The sequence below is a fragment of the Mycobacterium saskatchewanense genome (assembly GCF_010729105.1).
GTDB lineage: Bacteria > Actinomycetota > Actinomycetes > Mycobacteriales > Mycobacteriaceae > Mycobacterium > Mycobacterium saskatchewanense.
In genome coordinates, this window is sequence record NZ_AP022573.1 from 5,215,321 (window position 1) to 5,231,191 (window position 15,871).

The 15,871-nt window shown below is 68.0% G+C and carries 15 protein-coding genes and 1 pseudogene; 8 read left to right on the top strand and 8 right to left on the bottom strand.

The genetic code is table 11. From position 1 onward, the window contains the following. The first annotated feature begins 3 nt into the window (after positions 1 to 3). A complete protein-coding gene (locus G6N56_RS28485; RefSeq protein ID WP_169717549.1) occupies positions 4 to 153 on the top strand; it encodes a hypothetical protein in 150 nt (49 codons plus the stop codon). Positions 154 to 287: 134 nt separating this feature from the next. Next, the gene (locus tag G6N56_RS24400; RefSeq protein WP_085257925.1) at positions 288 to 548 is read left to right on the top strand and encodes a WhiB family transcriptional regulator; all 261 of its coding nucleotides are present in this window, start codon (positions 288 to 290) and stop codon (positions 546 to 548) included. Here the strand turns inward: G6N56_RS24400 and G6N56_RS24405 are convergent. Continuing rightward, positions 545 to 1,888: a macrolide-binding ATPase MABP-1 gene (locus tag G6N56_RS24405; RefSeq protein ID WP_085257935.1), complete on the bottom strand. Its 1,344-nt coding sequence runs from the start codon at positions 1,886 to 1,888 to the stop codon at positions 545 to 547. The genes G6N56_RS24400 and G6N56_RS24405 overlap by 4 nt on opposite strands. Positions 1,889 to 1,994: 106 nt before the next feature. Between G6N56_RS24405 and G6N56_RS28490 the strand changes: the two genes are divergently transcribed. Beyond that, positions 1,995 to 2,168: a hypothetical protein gene (locus G6N56_RS28490; RefSeq protein WP_169717548.1), complete on the top strand. Its 174-nt coding sequence runs from the start codon at positions 1,995 to 1,997 to the stop codon at positions 2,166 to 2,168. 17 nt (positions 2,169 to 2,185) lie between these two features. On the opposite strand, the gene G6N56_RS24410 is transcribed toward G6N56_RS28490, so the two are convergent. Both G6N56_RS24410 and G6N56_RS24415 read right to left on the bottom strand, forming a co-directional pair. Next, positions 2,186 to 3,043 carry a cyclodehydratase gene (locus tag G6N56_RS24410; protein WP_085257924.1) on the bottom strand — a complete coding sequence of 286 codons (858 nt, stop codon included), beginning with the start codon at positions 3,041 to 3,043 and terminating at the stop codon, positions 2,186 to 2,188. Positions 3,044 to 3,084: 41 nt separating this feature from the next. Beyond that, a pseudogene (locus tag G6N56_RS24415) lies at positions 3,085 to 4,459 on the bottom strand (zinc-dependent metalloprotease); the annotation flags it as partial. A 78-nt stretch (positions 4,460 to 4,537) separates the two neighbouring features. Here G6N56_RS24415 and G6N56_RS24420 point away from each other — a divergent pair. Next, a complete protein-coding gene (locus G6N56_RS24420) occupies positions 4,538 to 5,560 on the top strand; it encodes a YlbL family protein (RefSeq protein WP_085257922.1) in 1,023 nt (340 codons plus the stop codon). Positions 5,561 to 5,631: 71 nt separating this feature from the next. Beyond that, positions 5,632 to 8,613 (top strand): UPF0182 family protein, encoded by a 2,982-nt coding sequence (locus G6N56_RS24425; protein ID WP_085257921.1) that lies wholly within the window; start codon positions 5,632 to 5,634, stop codon positions 8,611 to 8,613. A gap of 91 nt (positions 8,614 to 8,704) precedes the next feature. Here G6N56_RS24425 and G6N56_RS24430 read toward each other — a convergent pair whose 3' ends face one another. After that, positions 8,705 to 9,679: a GlxA family transcriptional regulator gene (locus G6N56_RS24430; RefSeq protein WP_180150409.1), complete on the bottom strand. Its 975-nt coding sequence runs from the start codon at positions 9,677 to 9,679 to the stop codon at positions 8,705 to 8,707. 140 nt (positions 9,680 to 9,819) lie between these two features. Between G6N56_RS24430 and G6N56_RS24435 the strand changes: the two genes are divergently transcribed. Genes G6N56_RS24435 through G6N56_RS24445 form a run of 3 tightly spaced genes read left to right on the top strand, consistent with a single transcriptional unit; the run spans position 9,820 to position 11,345 of the window. Further along, complete coding sequence (locus tag G6N56_RS24435) at positions 9,820 to 10,470, top strand: HD domain-containing protein (protein ID WP_085257919.1); 651 nt, start codon at positions 9,820 to 9,822, stop codon at positions 10,468 to 10,470. Between the two features lie 26 nt (positions 10,471 to 10,496). Beyond that, positions 10,497 to 11,147 (top strand): HD domain-containing protein, encoded by a 651-nt coding sequence (locus G6N56_RS24440; RefSeq protein WP_085257918.1) that lies wholly within the window; start codon positions 10,497 to 10,499, stop codon positions 11,145 to 11,147. 33 nt (positions 11,148 to 11,180) lie between these two features. After that, positions 11,181 to 11,345: a hypothetical protein gene (locus G6N56_RS24445; RefSeq protein WP_158090766.1), complete on the top strand. Its 165-nt coding sequence runs from the start codon at positions 11,181 to 11,183 to the stop codon at positions 11,343 to 11,345. A 6-nt stretch (positions 11,346 to 11,351) separates the two neighbouring features. Here the strand turns inward: G6N56_RS24445 and G6N56_RS24450 are convergent, their stop codons facing one another. The 4 genes from G6N56_RS24450 to G6N56_RS24465 form a co-directional block, all read right to left on the bottom strand. Next, a complete protein-coding gene (locus G6N56_RS24450) occupies positions 11,352 to 12,131 on the bottom strand; it encodes an IclR family transcriptional regulator (RefSeq protein ID WP_163645170.1) in 780 nt (259 codons plus the stop codon). A 93-nt stretch (positions 12,132 to 12,224) separates the two neighbouring features. Beyond that, positions 12,225 to 14,018, bottom strand: coding sequence for a glyoxylate carboligase (gcl, locus tag G6N56_RS24455; protein WP_085257916.1), 1,794 nt, complete (start codon positions 14,016 to 14,018; stop codon positions 12,225 to 12,227). Between the two features lie 5 nt (positions 14,019 to 14,023). Then, positions 14,024 to 14,908, bottom strand: coding sequence for a 2-hydroxy-3-oxopropionate reductase (locus tag G6N56_RS24460; protein ID WP_085257915.1), 885 nt, complete (start codon positions 14,906 to 14,908; stop codon positions 14,024 to 14,026). After that, the gene (locus G6N56_RS24465) at positions 14,905 to 15,753 is read right to left on the bottom strand and encodes a hydroxypyruvate isomerase family protein (RefSeq protein WP_085257914.1); all 849 of its coding nucleotides are present in this window, start codon (positions 15,751 to 15,753) and stop codon (positions 14,905 to 14,907) included. The genes G6N56_RS24460 and G6N56_RS24465 overlap by 4 nt, the downstream gene beginning before the upstream one ends. Positions 15,754 to 15,871: the final 118 nt, after the last annotated feature.

Below are 15,871 nucleotides of genomic sequence, written 5' to 3' on the forward strand. Positions count from 1 at the left end.
GGGGTGGCCACGATGATCAACGACGCGTTTGTTGCGGGCGTGGCCGGCGCGGTACTGACCGCGCCAGCTTCCCACGCCGCCGTGCCGGCGGCAGCGGTCAAGCACCGTTTCGCCGCCGCGACTGACGCGTCCGTGGATCGGGGCCACAGCTAGGCCCCACCCACAGCCCGGTTTCACCGAATGGCCACGGACCCGAAGTCAAGGATCCGTGGCCATCGCCTTCGGCAGCCTCCCTGGTCCGGATCACCGCAAAAGGTCACACCGATCAGGAAGCAGGTGAGCAACACATGCCGGCACCGACCGTTCGAAGACAGCCCCTGCCGTGTCACGCTGGCGACCCGGACCTGTGGTTCGCCGAAACCCCGGCCGACCTCGAGCGCGCCAAGGCACTGTGCGCGGGCTGCCCCGTCCGGCGTCAGTGCTTGGCCGCGGCCGTCGAGCGGGCCGAACCGTGGGGGGTGTGGGGCGGCGAGATCTTCGACCGGGGAGCGGTTGTGGGTTTCAAGCGTCCGCGCGGGCGCCCTCGCAAGGATGGGGTAGCGGCCTAGCCCACCGCGGTGTCGGGGTCGGCGAACCCGGGGATGAGCTGTTCCGACAGCTCCTTGATCGGCACGTGCGCATCGAGCTGACACAGGATCGCGGCAACCGACGAGATGACCCGCATCGGAATGGCGAGCTTCACCGGCAGGTCCATCTGCCGCGCGGTCTTGATCTGCGAAACCGACCGGTCGATCTGACTGACCGTCATCTTCTGCAGCCACTTGCGGGTGTAGTGGAAGACGTCGACCTCGATGGGCTCCACGTACTGGCGCAACATCTCGTCGATGTCGCGCACCGACACCTGCTGGCCCTTCTGGATGAAGCCGACCTTTTCCATCGTCGGCAGCAGCACGTCGTAGTCCTTGTCGCGGGCCGAGCGCATGATGATGCCCAATTCGATCGGGAAGCCGCCCGGCAGGGGCGCCACGGCGCCGAAGTCGATGACGCCCATCCGCCCGTCGGGCAGCAGCATGAAGTTCCCCGGGTGGGCGTCCCCGTGCATCATGCCGACCCGGCGGGGCGCGTCGAAGGTGAGCTCGGTGAGCCGGGTGCCGATCAGGTCGCGCTGCTCGGGGGTGCCGTTGCGGATGATGTCCGCCATGTGGATGCCGTCGATCCACTCCTGGATGACCACCTTGGGCGCGCTGGCCACGATGCGCGGCACGACGAAGTGCGGGTGGTCGTCGTAGCCCTTGGCGAACGCGCGCTGGTTGTCGGCCTCGAGCCGATAGTCGAGTTCCATCTCGGTGCGCTCGATCAGCTCGTCGACGACGCCCTGGACGTCGGCGCCCGGGGACAGCTGCTTGAGCACACCGACCATCCGCTGCATGGTCTTGAGGTCGGCGCGCAGCGCCTCGTCGGCGCCCGGATACTGGATCTTGACGGCCACGTCGCGGCCGTCGGACCACACCGCCTTGTGCACCTGGCCGATGCTGGCCGAGGCCACCGGCGTGTCGTCGAACGACGCGAACCGTTCGCGCCACTTGGTGCCCAGCTGCGCGTCGAGCACCCGGTGCACCCTGTTGGCGGGCAGCGGCGGCGCGTCCTTCTGCAGCTTGGTCAGCGCTTCGCGGTACGGCTCGCCGTACTCCTCGGGAATCGCGGCTTCCATCACCGACAGGGCCTGGCCCACCTTCATCGCCCCGCCCTTGAGCTCACCCAGAACGGTGAACAACTGGTTGGCGGCCCTCTCCAGCATCTCGGCCTGGACTTCGTCTCTCGACTTGCCCGTCAGCCGTTTACCGAAGCCGAGGGCCGCCCGGCCGGCCATGCCGACCGGGATGCTGGCCAGCTTCGCGTTGCGCGCAGCACGGCCGCGTTTGATGTCTGCCACACAACCATCATCCATGACGGTCACCTGGCCGTGGTATTGATCTTCGCAACAGTCGAACCCGGCACCCGGTCGGGCCCCAACACACCGAATCGCGCACCGGAAGGGTGGTACCGACAAAGCCATGTCAGCAAAGCAATCGCAGCACGAGGCCGCGGACTCTCTGTTCCGGGCGATCATCGAGACGCTGGACAAGAGCCGGAAGGACGGCACCTTGACGGCGGCGGTTCTCGAGGAGCTGTCGCGGGCGTATGCATCGGTGGCGACGAGCGTGCCCGAGCCGGGACGCCTGGGTTAAGCCCCCAGAGCCGTCCGTCAGCACATGCACAGCGGGTGCCGCGTCCACCGCCGAGCGACGATCGCACCCGCGTTGAGGTCGAACTCCAGGGTGGTGTTCAGCGTCTGGGGTGGGCCGGGGTCCGGGACGCCCTCGTGGCCGCGAACGGCGGCGATCACGCGGTTCACCTGACTGAGGGCCAACGCGGCGGTCGCCAGCACGGTCGCACGATCGGCCACCCCGACGGTCTCGCGCAGCTGGGCGGAGATGGCCGGCCAGGCGGCGTCCCGGTCGCGGCGGTGCAGGTCCGCGCAGCCGAGGCAGCTCGTCACGCCGGGGATGACCAGCGGGCCGACCAGCCCGGTGCCGTCGCGGACGCGCACCGGAAGGTGCGCCACACCTTGACCGTGCAGTTCGCGCACCAGGCGGGGGTCGGCGACCAGGTAGTCGGACAGCACCACCAGGTCGACGGCGGTCGGTGACACCCCCGCGTGCGGTTGGCTGCTGTGCGCGACGCGGGCCCCCGAACAGCGCAGCGCGTCGGTGAGCAGTTCGGACAGCGGGCCGCGGCCGTGGACCCGGATCGATGCCGCGCGGCCGCGGGGTCGCCCGCACTCGGTCACCACCCCGGCGCCGACGAGTTGGTCGACGAGGTTGGTCAGGCCGGCGGCGTCCCGCAGCCCGCGGTCGGCGGCATGCCGTTGCAGCTCCGCGATCGGCGTCGGCGACCGCAGGGACCGCAGCAAGGTGGCGAGCTCGGCGGCGGCCAGGCCGCTCGGCGGGCGAACGAGCACGGCGCGGCGGGGATCCCAGCCGACCTGGACGGCGCCGTCGGGCCGTAGCAGCACCGGCAGCGCCGGGTCCAGCGCGTACCGGGAGACTGCGGCTGGCGACATGAACCGACACTGTGCCACGCGCCCGGTGGCGGCCCGGTTCCGTTATCCACAGGGCTAGGAGTCGGTGCCCGCGTCGCCCTCTTCTTCGAGTTTCGCGATCGCCTCGTCGATGCCGCTGGTGTCCCCGCCGACCGCCCCGTCGATGAAGCCGGCGGGCTCGTCGAGGTCCTCCGCGGACGGCAGCAGATCGGGGTGCTGCCAGACGGCGTCCCGGCCGTCCACGCCAACCGCCTGCGTCAGCCGCTCCCACAGCGCGGCAGCCTCGCGCATCTTGCGGGGCCGCAGCTCGAGGCCGACCAGGGTGGCGAATGTCTGCTCGGCCGGCCCGCCGCTGGCGCGGCGGCGGCGCAGCGTCTCGCTCAACGCGGCGGCGCCCGGAATGCGGTCGCCCAGGGCGGCCGTCACCACCACCTGCACCCAGCCCTCGATCAGGGCGAGCAGTGTCTCGAGCCGTTCCAGCGCCTGGGTCTGCGCCGGCGTTGCCTTGGGCTCGAACACACCCTGGCCCAAGAGGTTTTCGATCGCCGCCGGATCGGACAGCGACGCGGGGTTGAAGTCGCGGGCCAACTCCTCAATGCCACTCATGTCGATCTTCATGCCCATGGCGTAGGCCTCGACCGCACCCAACAGTTGACTGGCGAGCCATGGCACGTGGCTGAACAGGCGGTGGTGCGCCGCCTCGCGGGCGGCCAGAAAGGTGAGGATCTCGCTGCGCGGCTGTTCGAGCCCGGCGCCGAACGATTCGAGGGCGTCCGGCAGGATCGCGGCCACCCCCTTGGGGCCGAGCGGCAGGCCGATGTCGGTGGAGGTGAGCACCTCACGGGAGAGTCGGCCCAGCGCCTGGCCCAGTTGGGAGCCGAATGCCATCCCGCCCATCTGCGACATCATCGCCAGCAGGGGGCCGGCCATGCCCTTGGCCTCCTCCGGCAGCGAGGACGCCCACACCGTCGAGATCTGTTGGGCCATCGGGTCGCACAGTCGCTTCCAGGTTTCCAGGGTGTTGTCCACCCAGTCGCCGGGGCTCCAGCCCACCGCCTTCGTGGTGCCCGCGGGCAACGCCGTCACACCGTCGAGCCAGGTCTCGGCGAGGTGGACCGCGTCGGCGATCGCCTTGTTGGTCGAGGCGGGGATCGGCGCGACGAATCCGATCGAACTCGACGCGACCCGCCGCGCCAGTTCGTAATTGACCGGTCCCGACGATTGACCCCCGGCGGTCATGGTGCCCGCGCTGCTGAACATCTGGCCCAGCTGGGTGAAGATCTGGCCGAGGTCACCCATGCCGAACTCGCCGCCCAGGCCGAACGCGCCAAAGGGGTCGGACGCGCCGGCCTCGGGATCTTTCTTCCCGCGTTTCTCGGGGTCTTCCCCGCTGGAGAAGCCGAAAGGCTGGTCAGGCATACCGTCAACGGTACTCACCGCCGGAGTGGGACGTGCGGCCTCGGGTCAAGCTCGTAGCTGAACGGCACCCGGCGGGCCCCGGTTAGGGTAAGCGGCGTGAACAGGAGGATTGCGACCCTGATGGTCGCGCTGGTCCCAATCGTGGTGTTCGGCGTGCTGCTCGCGGTGGTGACGGTGCCGTTTGTGTCGCTGGGCCCGGGCCCCACCTTCGACACGCTCGGCGAGGTGGACGGCAAGCAGGTCGTGGCCATCGAGGGCACCCAGACCCACCCGACCACGGGCCACCTCAACATGACGACGGTGTCGCAGCGCGACGGCCTGAGTCTCGGCGAGGCGCTGACGCTGTGGTTGTCCGGCCAGGAGCAGCTGGTGCCGCGCGACCTGGTGTACCCGCCCGGCAAGTCGCGCGAGGACGTCGACAAGGCCAACAACGAAGACTTCAAGAACTCCGAGGACAGCGCCGAGTACGCGGCGCTCGGGTACCTCAAGTACCAGCCGGCGGTCACCGTCGCGGCCGTGACGGATCCCGGCCCGTCGGCGGGCAAGCTGAGGTCCGGCGACGCCCTCGACGCCGTGAACGGCAAGCCGGTGGCCAACGTCGAGCAGTTCACGGGCCTGTTGAAGAGCACCAAGCCGGGCGACGTGGTGACGATCGACTACCGCCGCAAGAACGAGCCCGCGGGCGTGGCGCAGATCACCCTCGGCACCAACAAGGATCGCGACTACGGATTCCTGGGCGTGGCGGTGCTCGACGCCCCTTGGGCGCCGTTCGTCGTCGACTTCAACCTCGCCAACGTGGGTGGGCCTTCGGCGGGACTGATGTTCAGCCTGGCGGTCGTGGACAAGCTCACCACCGGGGGGCTGGCGGGCTCGATGTTCGTCGCCGGCACGGGCACGATCTCCGTCGACGGCAAGGTCGGCCAGATCGGCGGCATCACCCACAAGATGGCGGCCGCGCACGCCGCCGGTGCCACGGTGTTCCTCGTCCCCGCGAAGAACTGCTACGAGGCGAACTCCGACAATCCCTCCGGCTTGAAGCTGGTCAAGGTGGAGACGCTCGGCGAGGCGGTCGACGCGCTGCATGCGATCACCTCGGGCGGGCAGCCGCCGAGCTGCTGAGCTGCACGGGATGGCGGTCGCGCGATGCGTACAGTTGACACCGACCGGGAATCGATCAGGGAGCGTAGCCAGTGGGAATGCGGCCCACCGCAAGGATGCCGAAGCTGACACGGCGTAGCCGGATCCTCATCCTGATCGCACTGGGTGTGATCGCGTTGCTGCTCGCCGGCCCGCGCCTGGTCGACGCGTACGTCGACTGGTTGTGGTTCGGGGAGCTCGGCTATCGCTCCGTGTTCACCACCGTGCTGGTCACGCGCATCCTCGTGTTTCTGATCGCCGGTCTGCTCGTCGGTGGGATCGTTTTCACCGGGCTGGCGGTGGCCTATCGCACCCGGCCGGTGTTCGTGCCGAACAACGACAACGATCCGGTGGCCCGGTATCGCACCGTCGTCATGGCCCGGCTGCGGGTGGTGGGCGTCGGGGTACCGGTGGCGGTCGGCCTGCTGGCCGGAATCATCGCGCAGAGCTACTGGGTGCGGGTCCAATTGTTCCTGCACGGCGGCGACTTCGGTATCAGGGACCCGCAGTTCGGCAAAGACCTCGGCTTCTACGCCTTCGACCTGCCGTTCTATCGCCTGTTGCTCAGCTACATGTTCGTCGCGGTGTTTCTGGCTTTTGCGGCGAACCTGTTGGCGCACTACCTGTTCGGCGGCATCCGGTTGTCCGGGCGGACCGGCGCGCTGAGCCGTTCGGCGCGGGTCCAGCTGGTCACCCTGGTGGGATTGCTGGTGCTGCTCAAAGCCGTCGCCTATTGGCTGGACCGCTACGAGCTGCTGTCGCACACGCGGGGCGGCAAGCCATTCACCGGAGCCGGGTACACCGACATCAACGCCGTGCTGCCCGCCAAGCTGATCCTGATGGCGATCGCGCTGATCTGCATGGTCGCCGTGTTCTCCGCAATCACCCTGCGGGACTTGCGGATTCCGGCCATCGGCCTGGTGCTGTTGCTGCTGTCGTCGATGATCGTGGGCGCGGGGTGGCCGCTGATCGTCGAGCAGCTGATCGTCCGGCCCGACGCCCAGCGCAAGGAAAGCGACTACATCAGCCGCAGCATCGCCGCGACACGGCAGGCGTACGGCCTGACCGACGACGTGGTGACCTACCGCAACTACACCGGGGATTCGCCGGCCAACGCCCAGCAGGTCGCGACCGACCGCGCCACCACCTCCAACATTCGGCTGCTCGACCCGACGATCGTCAGCCCCGCATTCACCCAGTTCGAGCAGGGCAAGAACTTCTATTACTTCCCCGACCAGTTGTCGATCGACCGGTACCGCGACCGCAACAACGCGTTGCGCGACTACGTCGTCGCCGCCCGCGAACTCAACCCGGACCGGTTGATCGAAAACCAGCGGGACTGGATCAACCGGCACACCGTGTACACCCACGGCAACGGGTTCATCGCCTCACCGGCCAACACGGTGCGGGGTATCGCCAACGATCCCAACCAGAATGGCGGCTACCCGGAGTTCCTGACCAACGTCGTGGGGGCCAATGGCACCGTGGTCTCCGACGGGCCGGCACCGCTGGACCAGCCCCGGATCTACTTCGGACCGGTCATCTCCAATACGACGGCCGACTACGCGATCGTCGGGAAGAACGGGGACGACCGCGAATACGACTACGAGACCAACACCGAAACCAAGCGCTACACCTACTCCGGCGCCGGTGGCGTGCCGATCGGCGGTTGGCTGTCCCGCAGTGTGTTCGCCGCCAAGTTCGCCGAACGAAACTTCCTGTTTTCCAGCGTGATCGGCAACAACAGCAGGATCCTGTTCAACCGCGACCCGGCGCGCCGGGTGGAGGCGGTGGCGCCCTGGCTGACGACCGACAGCGCGGTGTATCCGGCGATCGTCAACAAGCGACTGGTGTGGATCATCGACGGCTACACCACGCTGGACAACTACCCGTATTCCGAGCTCACGTCGCTGTCGTCGGCGACCGCCGACTCCACCGAGGTGGCGTTCAATCGGCTGCAGCCGGACAAGCAGGTGTCCTACATCCGCAACTCGGTGAAGGCCACCGTGGACGCGTACGACGGCACCGTCACGCTCTATCAGCAGGACGAGCAGGATCCGGTGCTCAAGGCCTGGATGCAGGTCTTCCCCGGAACGGTCAAGCCGAAGAGTGATATCACGCCCGAGCTGGCGGAGCATCTGCGCTATCCCGAGGACCTGTTCAAGGTGCAGCGGATGCTACTGGCGAAGTACCACGTCAACGACCCCGGGACGTTCTTCACCTCGTCGGACTTCTGGGACGTGCCGCTGGATCCCAACCCGACCGCCAGCAGCTATCAGCCGCCGTACTACATCGTCGCGAAAAACATTCTGAAGAACGACAATTCGCCGTCGTATCAGCTCACCAGCGCGATGAACAGGTTCAAGCGGGACTTCCTGGCCGCCTACATCAGCGCCAGTTCCGACCCGGCGACGTACGGCAAGATCACCGTGCTGACCATCCCGGGCAACGTCAACGGGCCGAAGCTGGCCAACAACGCGATCACCACCGACCCGGCGGTGTCGCAGGACCTCGGTGTGATCGGGCGGGACAACCAGAACCGCATCCGGTGGGGCAACCTGCTGACGCTTCCGGTGGGCCAGGGTGGGCTGCTCTACGTCGAGCCCGTCTATGCCTCACCCGGGGCCAGCGACGCCGCCTCGTCGTATCCCCGCCTGATCCGGGTGGCGATGATGTACAACGACAAGATCGGTTACGGGCCAACGGTTTCCGACGCCCTCACCGGGTTGTTCGGCCCGGGTGCGGGGGCCGCCGCGACGGGCATCCAGCCCACCGACGCGGGCGTGCCCCCGAACCAGCCCGCCAGCCCGCCGCCGCCCGCGGGGACGCCGGGCTCGCCGCAGCCGACGGCGGCGGTGCCGCCGGTTCCGGACGGGTCGGTGACGTTGTCGCCGGCCAAGGCCGCGGCCCTGCAGGAGGTCCAGGCGGCGATCGGCGCGGCGAAAGACGCCCAGAAGAAGGGCGATTTCGCCGCCTACGGCGCGGCTCTGCAGCGCCTGGACGACGCGATCAACAAGTACAACGCGACCAAGTAGCCCCCTCTTTCTGCCGCGAGCGACCGTGTCTGTACAACGACACGCCGTCAACGGTGGCATTTTGCGGACGCTCGCCGGGACGCGACGGCCGTCAGCCGCGGGCCGCCGTGCGGAACCTCTCCCGGTACGCCCTCGGCGAGACGCCGAGGTGGTCGACGAACACCCGCCGCAGGCTTTCGGGGCTGCCGAACCCCGCCACGCGGGCGGTGTCGGTGACGGTGCGGCCAGCGTCGAGCGCCGCGCGGGCGGCGTCGATGCGCACCATCTCGACGTAGCGGGCCGGTGTCGTGCCGAGTTCGGACTGGAATAGCCGGGTCAGCTGTCGCGTGCTCAACGACGCCCGGGCGGCGAGGGTCTTCACGCTGTGGTCCGCCGCCGGATTGGCCGAGATCGCGTCGGTGACCTTGCGCAACGGCGACTGCGGCGGGGGATCAGCCTCCACCAGCACTGAGAACTGCGACTGGCCGCCCGCGCGCTTGAGGTAGACGACCAGCCACCGGGCCACCTCGCGGACCAGCTCGGTGCCGTGGTCCTGTTCGACCAGCGCCAGCGTCAGGTCGATGCCCGCCGACACTCCGGCCGAGGTGAAGACGTCGCCGTCACGCACGAAGATCGCGTCGGGCTCGACGATGACGGCGGGGAATGCCCTGGCAAACGACTTGATCTCGTGCCAATGCGTGGTGGCGCGGCGGCCGTCGAGCAGCCCCGCCCGGGCGAGGATGAACGACCCTGTGCAGATCGAGGCCAGCCGCCGGGTGCGGCTCGCCACTGACGTGATCGCGTCGGCCAGCGCCGGGTCGATCGGCCGCCGCGGCAACTGATCGCTCCCGGCGACCATGACGGTGTCGGCGGACTCGATCGACGCAAGGGCGTCCGTGACACCCAATCGAGTGCCGATCGAGGTGGTGACGTCACGACCGTCCACCGAGGCGATCTTGATCCGGTAATCGGCGCCGAAGCGGTTGGCCTCGGCGAAGACCTCGCCCGCCCCGGCCACGTCGAGCATCGTCACGTCGTCGAAGACGACGATGACCACCACCCGCGACCGCGCACCGCCTTCAGCCACCGGCCGATTGTCGCAACTCGTGGGAAATGTGTCTCGCGGGACGCGTCGCTTTCTGTGGAGAAGACGTCGCAATGGCCGTGGGTGGATGCGGCCGGGCGCGCGCAAACTTGATTCTGCCCGCCCAATCCAGGAGAAGGACCATGGTCACCCAGCCGATCGAAGCCATCGCCGACATCGTCATACCGGACACCCCACTGGTGCGCGATATCACCGAGTACATCCGCGACACCGAAGAGGACCTGCTCTTCGACCATTCCCGCCGGGTGTTCCTGTTCGGGGCGCTGCAGGGCCGCCGCCGCGGACTGCAACCGGACCTCGAGTTGCTCTACGCCGGGGCGATGTTTCACGACATCGGTCTCACCGAGCGCTACCGCACGTCCACCCTGCGCTTCGAGGTGGACGGCGCCAACGCGGCCCGCGATTTCCTCGTGAACCACGGCGTCGACGCCACGGACGCCGAGAAGGTGTGGTTGAGCATCGCGCTGCACACGACGCCCGGCATCCCGGAGTTCCTCGGACCCGAAATCGCCTTGGTCACGGCGGGCGTCGAGACCGACGTGCTGGGTATCGGCCGCGCGGACCTGTCTGACGAGGCCCTCGCCGCGGTCACTGCCGTCCATCCGCGGCCGGATTTCAAGCGGCGCATCCTCACAGCCTTCAACGACGGCATGAAGCACCGCCCGCACAGCACCTTCGGCACGGTCAATGCCGATGTGCTGCAGCACTTCGACGCGACGTTCGTCCGCGACAACTTCGTCGACATCATCCTCACCAACAGCTGGCCGGAATAGCGCCGCCTCGGGAGGGGGCAGTGATCATGGCCATGCAATCGATGGAAACCATTGCGGGCGTTGCCATCCCTGACACCGCGCTGGCTCGCGAGGCCACCGAGCTCCTTCGCGGTGCCGAAGACGCGGTGCTCTTCAACCATTCCCGGCGCGTGTTCCTCTTCGGTGCGCTGCACGGGCGCCGCCTCGGGCTGCACGCGGATCCGGAACTGCTGTACGTGGGGGCGATGTTTCACGACCTCGGCCTGACCGCCCGCTATCGAACCTCCACCCAGCGTTTCGAGATCGACGGCGCCGACGCGGCGCGCTACTTCCTGCTCGAGCGGGGCATCGGAGAAGCCGACGCCGACAAGGTGTGGCTGGGCATCGCGCTGCACTCGACGCCCGAGGTTCCCGCGCGCCTCGACCCCGAAACCGCCCTGCTCGCGGCCGGTGTCAAGACCGACGTGGTTGGCGTCGGACGGGAATCCCTCGCCCCGGAAGCCGTCGCCGCGGTGACCGCCGCCCACCCGCGCCCCGATTTCAAAAACCGCATCCTCACAGTCTTTTACGACGGCATGGAGCACCGCCCGGAGACCACATTCGGCACCATGAACGACGACGTGCTGGCGCATTTCGACCCCACCTTCAAGCCGGGCAACCTGGTCGACCTCATCCTCAACAGCACGTGGCCCGAATAGCGGAAAGGCGGATTCGAAAGCTACTTCCGCGAGTTGGGTGAGCTGCTCGCCGACCGGGCGGACGACCCGATCGCGCAGGTCGTGCGCGAAAGGCCCGAATTCCGTGAGTTCGCCGGCAAATACGGGCTCACCTACGGGTCATCCGGCTGGTGCGATGACATCGTGCAGCGATATGGCCTGAATCCGCCGATCCACTGAACGCCCTCAGCCTGCGGCTTCCTTGTCGAACTCCGACGCGATATCCCGCGCGACCCGCTTGAGCAGGGGCGTGATCTCCGAGGCGGATTTGAGGGTGACTCGCGCCGCGGGGCCCGAGATCGAGATCGCCGTCAGCGACGGCGCGTCGGGCACCGGCACGGCGAAGCAGCGTACGCCGACTTCCTGCTCGCCCTCGTCGACGGCGTAGCCGCGGGAGCGGCACAGCTCGATATCCTGGATCAATTCGTCGGGCGTCGTGTGGGACTTCTCGGTCGAGGGCGGCATGCCCGTCCGGGCCACCAGGGCGCGCACCGCGTCGTTGGGGAGTTGCATCAGCAGCGCCTTGCCCACGCCGGTGCAGTGCGGATACACGCGGCGGCCGACCTCGGTGAACATCCGCATCGAGTGCGGCGACGGCACCTGCGCGACATAGACGGCCATGTCGTTGTCCATGAGCGCCATGTTCGCCGTCTCACCGGTGCGTTCTACGAGTTCGAGCAGGTGCCCCCGTGACCACATGCCGACGAGCTGGCCCGCACTTTCACCAAGGCGGATCAGTTTGGGCCCCAACGAGTAGTGCCTGTTGGGCAGCTGCCGCAGGTATCCCATGTTCAGGAGGGTGCGGGCGAGCCGATGAATCGTGGGCGCCGGCAGGTCCGCGTGCGCCGCGAGATCCCCGAGCGCCCCCGTCCCGCCCATGGTGGCCAGGATCTCCAGCAGCTCGAACGCCCGCTCCACCGACTGGACACCGCCCGTGCCTGCAATTCCGCGAGTTCCGCGAGCCATCACCGCTTCCGATCCAGCCCCGCGGGGCCCGTCCATGCTGCCTGGGCTTTTTCGTATCACGAAACGAACTCCGGCAGCAAGGAGCGCTGGCGGTCAGTCGTAGAGCAGCGCGGCGGTCGGCGAGTCGTCGACGGATGCCGATAGTTCGTTGTATTCGGTGATCTTGTCGATGTCGGTGCCCATCGCGATGTTGGTGATCCGCTCCAGGAAGATCTCCACCACGACGGGGACCTTGTGCTCGCGGGCGAGCTGTTGCGCCCGGGTGAGCGCGGGCCCGATCCCGTCCGGCTCAGTGACCTGAATGGCCTTGCACCCCAGGCCTTCGACGACGCTGCGGTGGTCGACGCCGTAGCCCTTGGGGAGGTCGGTGTCGCCGGACTCCTGAGCATTGATGTTGTCGAATGCGAGGGAGACGAAATAGTTCATGTCGAAGTTGAGCTGCGCCTGGCGGATCAGCCCGAGGTACGAATTGTTCACCACGACATGGACGTACGGGAGGTTGAACTGCGCTCCCACGGCAAGCTCCTCGATCAGGAACTGGAAGTCGTAGTCACCCGAGAGCCCGACCACGGTGGCGTCCGGCTCGGCGGTGACCACCCCCAGCGCAGCGGGCACCGTCCACCCCAGCGGCCCCGCCTGGCCGCAGTTGATCCAGTGCCGGGGTTTGAACACCTGCAGGAACTGGCCGCCGGCAATCTGTGAAAGCCCGATTGCGGTGACGTACCGGACATTTCGTCCGAAAGCCCGGTTCATCTCTTCGTACACGCGCTGCGGCTTGATCGGGACGTCGTCGAAGTGCGTCTTGCGGTGCAGGTTTCTCTTCCGCTCCTGGCAGTCGCGGACCCAGCCGCTCCAGTCCGGCAGCGAGCTCTCGGCGACTCGTTCCGCGGCCTTGGCGACCAGCATCTCCAGCGCGGCCTTGGCGTCGGAGACGATGCCCAGGTCGGGGGTGAATACGCGGCCGATCTGCGTCGGCTCGATGTCGATGTGCACGAAGCGGCGGCCGCGCCGGTAGGTGTCGAGTCCGCCCGTGTGGCGGTTGGCCCACCGGTTGCCGATGCCCAGGACGAAGTCGGATTCGAGCATGGTCGCGTTGCCGTAGCGGTGGGCGGTCTGCAGGCCCACCATCCCAGCGGCGAGCCGATGGTCGTCGGCGATGGCGCCCCATCCCATCAGCGTGGGCACCACCGGGACGTTGAGCAGTTCGGCGAGCTCGACAAGCAGATCGGACGCGTCGGCGTTGATGATGCCCCCGCCGGCGACGATGAGCGGTCGCTCGGCCGTCACCAGCATGTCGAGCGCCCGGTCGATCTGCGCGGGACTGGCCGCGGGCTTGTAGACGGGCAGGGGATTGTATGTCGCTGGATCGAAGTCGATTTCGGCCATCTGGACGTCGATGGGCAGGTCGATGAGCACCGGGCCGGGTCGTCCCGAACGCATCAGGTGGAAGGCCTGCGCGAACGCGCCGGGCACCTGGCCCGGTTCGAGCACCGTCATTGCCATCTTCGTCACCGGCGCCGCGATGGCAGCGATGTCGACGGCCTGGAAGTCCTCTTTGTGCAGCTTGTTGACCGGCGCCTGGCCGGTGATCGCCAGGATCGGGATGGAATCCGCGCTGGCGGAGTACAGGCCCGTGATCATGTCGGTGCCCGCGGGGCCGGACGTGCCGATACACACGCCGATGTTGCCCGGGGCGGCGCGCGTGTAGCCCTCGGCCATGTGGCTGGCCGCCTCGACGTGGCGGGCCAGAACGTGCCGGATCCCGCCGTGGGCGCGCATGGCCGAGTAGAAGGGGTTGATGGCGGCGCCCGGCAGGCCGAATGCCTGTGTGGCGCCCTCAATTTCCAGGATCTTGACGGCCGCGTCGACCGTGCGCATCCGCGTCATCGCGCCTAGCCCTCCCCGCGTCCGGACAACCGCTCGACACCGAGCAGCAGGCCGGAATGATCGAGGGCGCCGTCGCCGTTGGCCAGCGCGGACGCCATCAGCTGAGCGACGACCGCGCCCAGTGGGATGACGACGTCCGCCTCACGGGCCGCGCTGGTCACGATGCCCAGGTCCTTGTGGTGCAGTTCGATCCGGAATCCCGGCTCGAAGTTGCGGCCCAACATCTTCGGAGCCTTCTGATCCAGCACCGCCGAGCCGGCCAAGCCGCCGCCGAGCACCTTGACCGCGGCGTCGAGGTCGACACCGTAGGCGCGCAGGAACGTGATCGCCTCCGCGAGGAGTTCGATGTTGCCCGCCACGATCAGCTGATTGGCGGCCTTGACGGTCTGTCCGGCCCCGTTGGGGCCGACGTGCACGATCGTCTTGCCCACGGCCTCCAATATGGGCTTTGCTGCGGCGAAGTCGTCGTCCGTGGCGCCGACCATGATCGACAGCGACGCGTTCTTGGCGCCGGCCTCGCCGCCCGAGACCGGGGCGTCGATCAGGCGCAAACCCCGCCGTGTCGCCTCTTCGGCCAACTGCGCCGTGACGTCGGGCCGGATCGACGAGAAGTCGATGATCAGGGTGGAGGGCTGGGCGTGTGCGAAAACACCTCTCTCGGAAAGCAATACATCCTGCACATCCGGCGAGTCGGGCACCATGATGGCCACCACGTCGGCACCCTTCACCGCCTCCTCGATCGATTCGGCGGCGACACCGCCCGCCTCGACCAGCGCAGCGGTGCGCTGTGGGGAACGGTTGTACCCGACGACGGAGTGGCCGGCCTTGACCAGGTGGCACGCCATGGGGCTGCCCATGATGCCCAGGCCGATGAACGCGATCGTGCTCATTGCTCCCTCGTTCCCGCGAGTGCCGCCAAGGATGAAGTGTCGACGCCGCCGCGACCGCGCTCGGCCCGGGGTAACCAGTCGAAGGGGTCCGGCGTGGTCGCCTTGTACTCCAGTCCGATGTAGCCGCCGTACCCGCGGTCGAGCAGCATCGCGAGGTAGCTGCCGAGTGGGATCTGGCCGGTTCCCGGCTCGCCGCGTCCCGGCGCGTCCGCGATCTGCACATGCCCGACGCGGTCGGCGTAGGCACCGAGTGCGCCGGTCACGTCGTCGCCGTTGACGTACAGGTGATACAGGTCGGCAAGAACGCGCAGATTGCCCTCTCCCGCCCGGTCGACGACCTTGACGGCGTCCGCCAACGACTTGATCGGGTAGCGCGGCGCGCCGCTGACCGGTTCGACGAGTACGGTGGCGCCGATGGGTTGCACGGCCCGTGCCGCATACGCGAGGTTGTCGGCGGCCACGTCGTCCTGTATGACGTCGGCCACCCCGGCAATGCGGTTGCCGTAGAGCGCGTTGAAGGCCTTGGTGCCCAACGCCTCGGCGATGCCGACTGCGATACTTACATTGTCACGAAAGACCTTGACATACGCGGGATTCGACAGAATACCGCGGTCACCCTCCGCCATGTCGCCCGCCGCGAAGTTCAGCCCGCTGAGCTGTACTCCGGCGTCACGGATGGCGCGGACGAACGCGTCGACGTCGGCATCGGAGGGTGTCGGCTCCGGGAAGGGCCACCAGAATTCCACCGCCTCGAACCCGGCCTCTCGGGCCGCGGCCGGCCGGTCCAGTACGGGCAGGTCGGTGAACAGAATCGAGCAGTTCACCGTGTAAGTCGCAGATGCCACGGGAGTCCTTCCTGGGCGGTTGGGAGCTTCTGACGCCCATTGATATTCCGCGATACGGAAATACAACATCAAATTATGAAACGAGTGAACGCCGAACGCGGGGTTCTTGTCAAGCGTC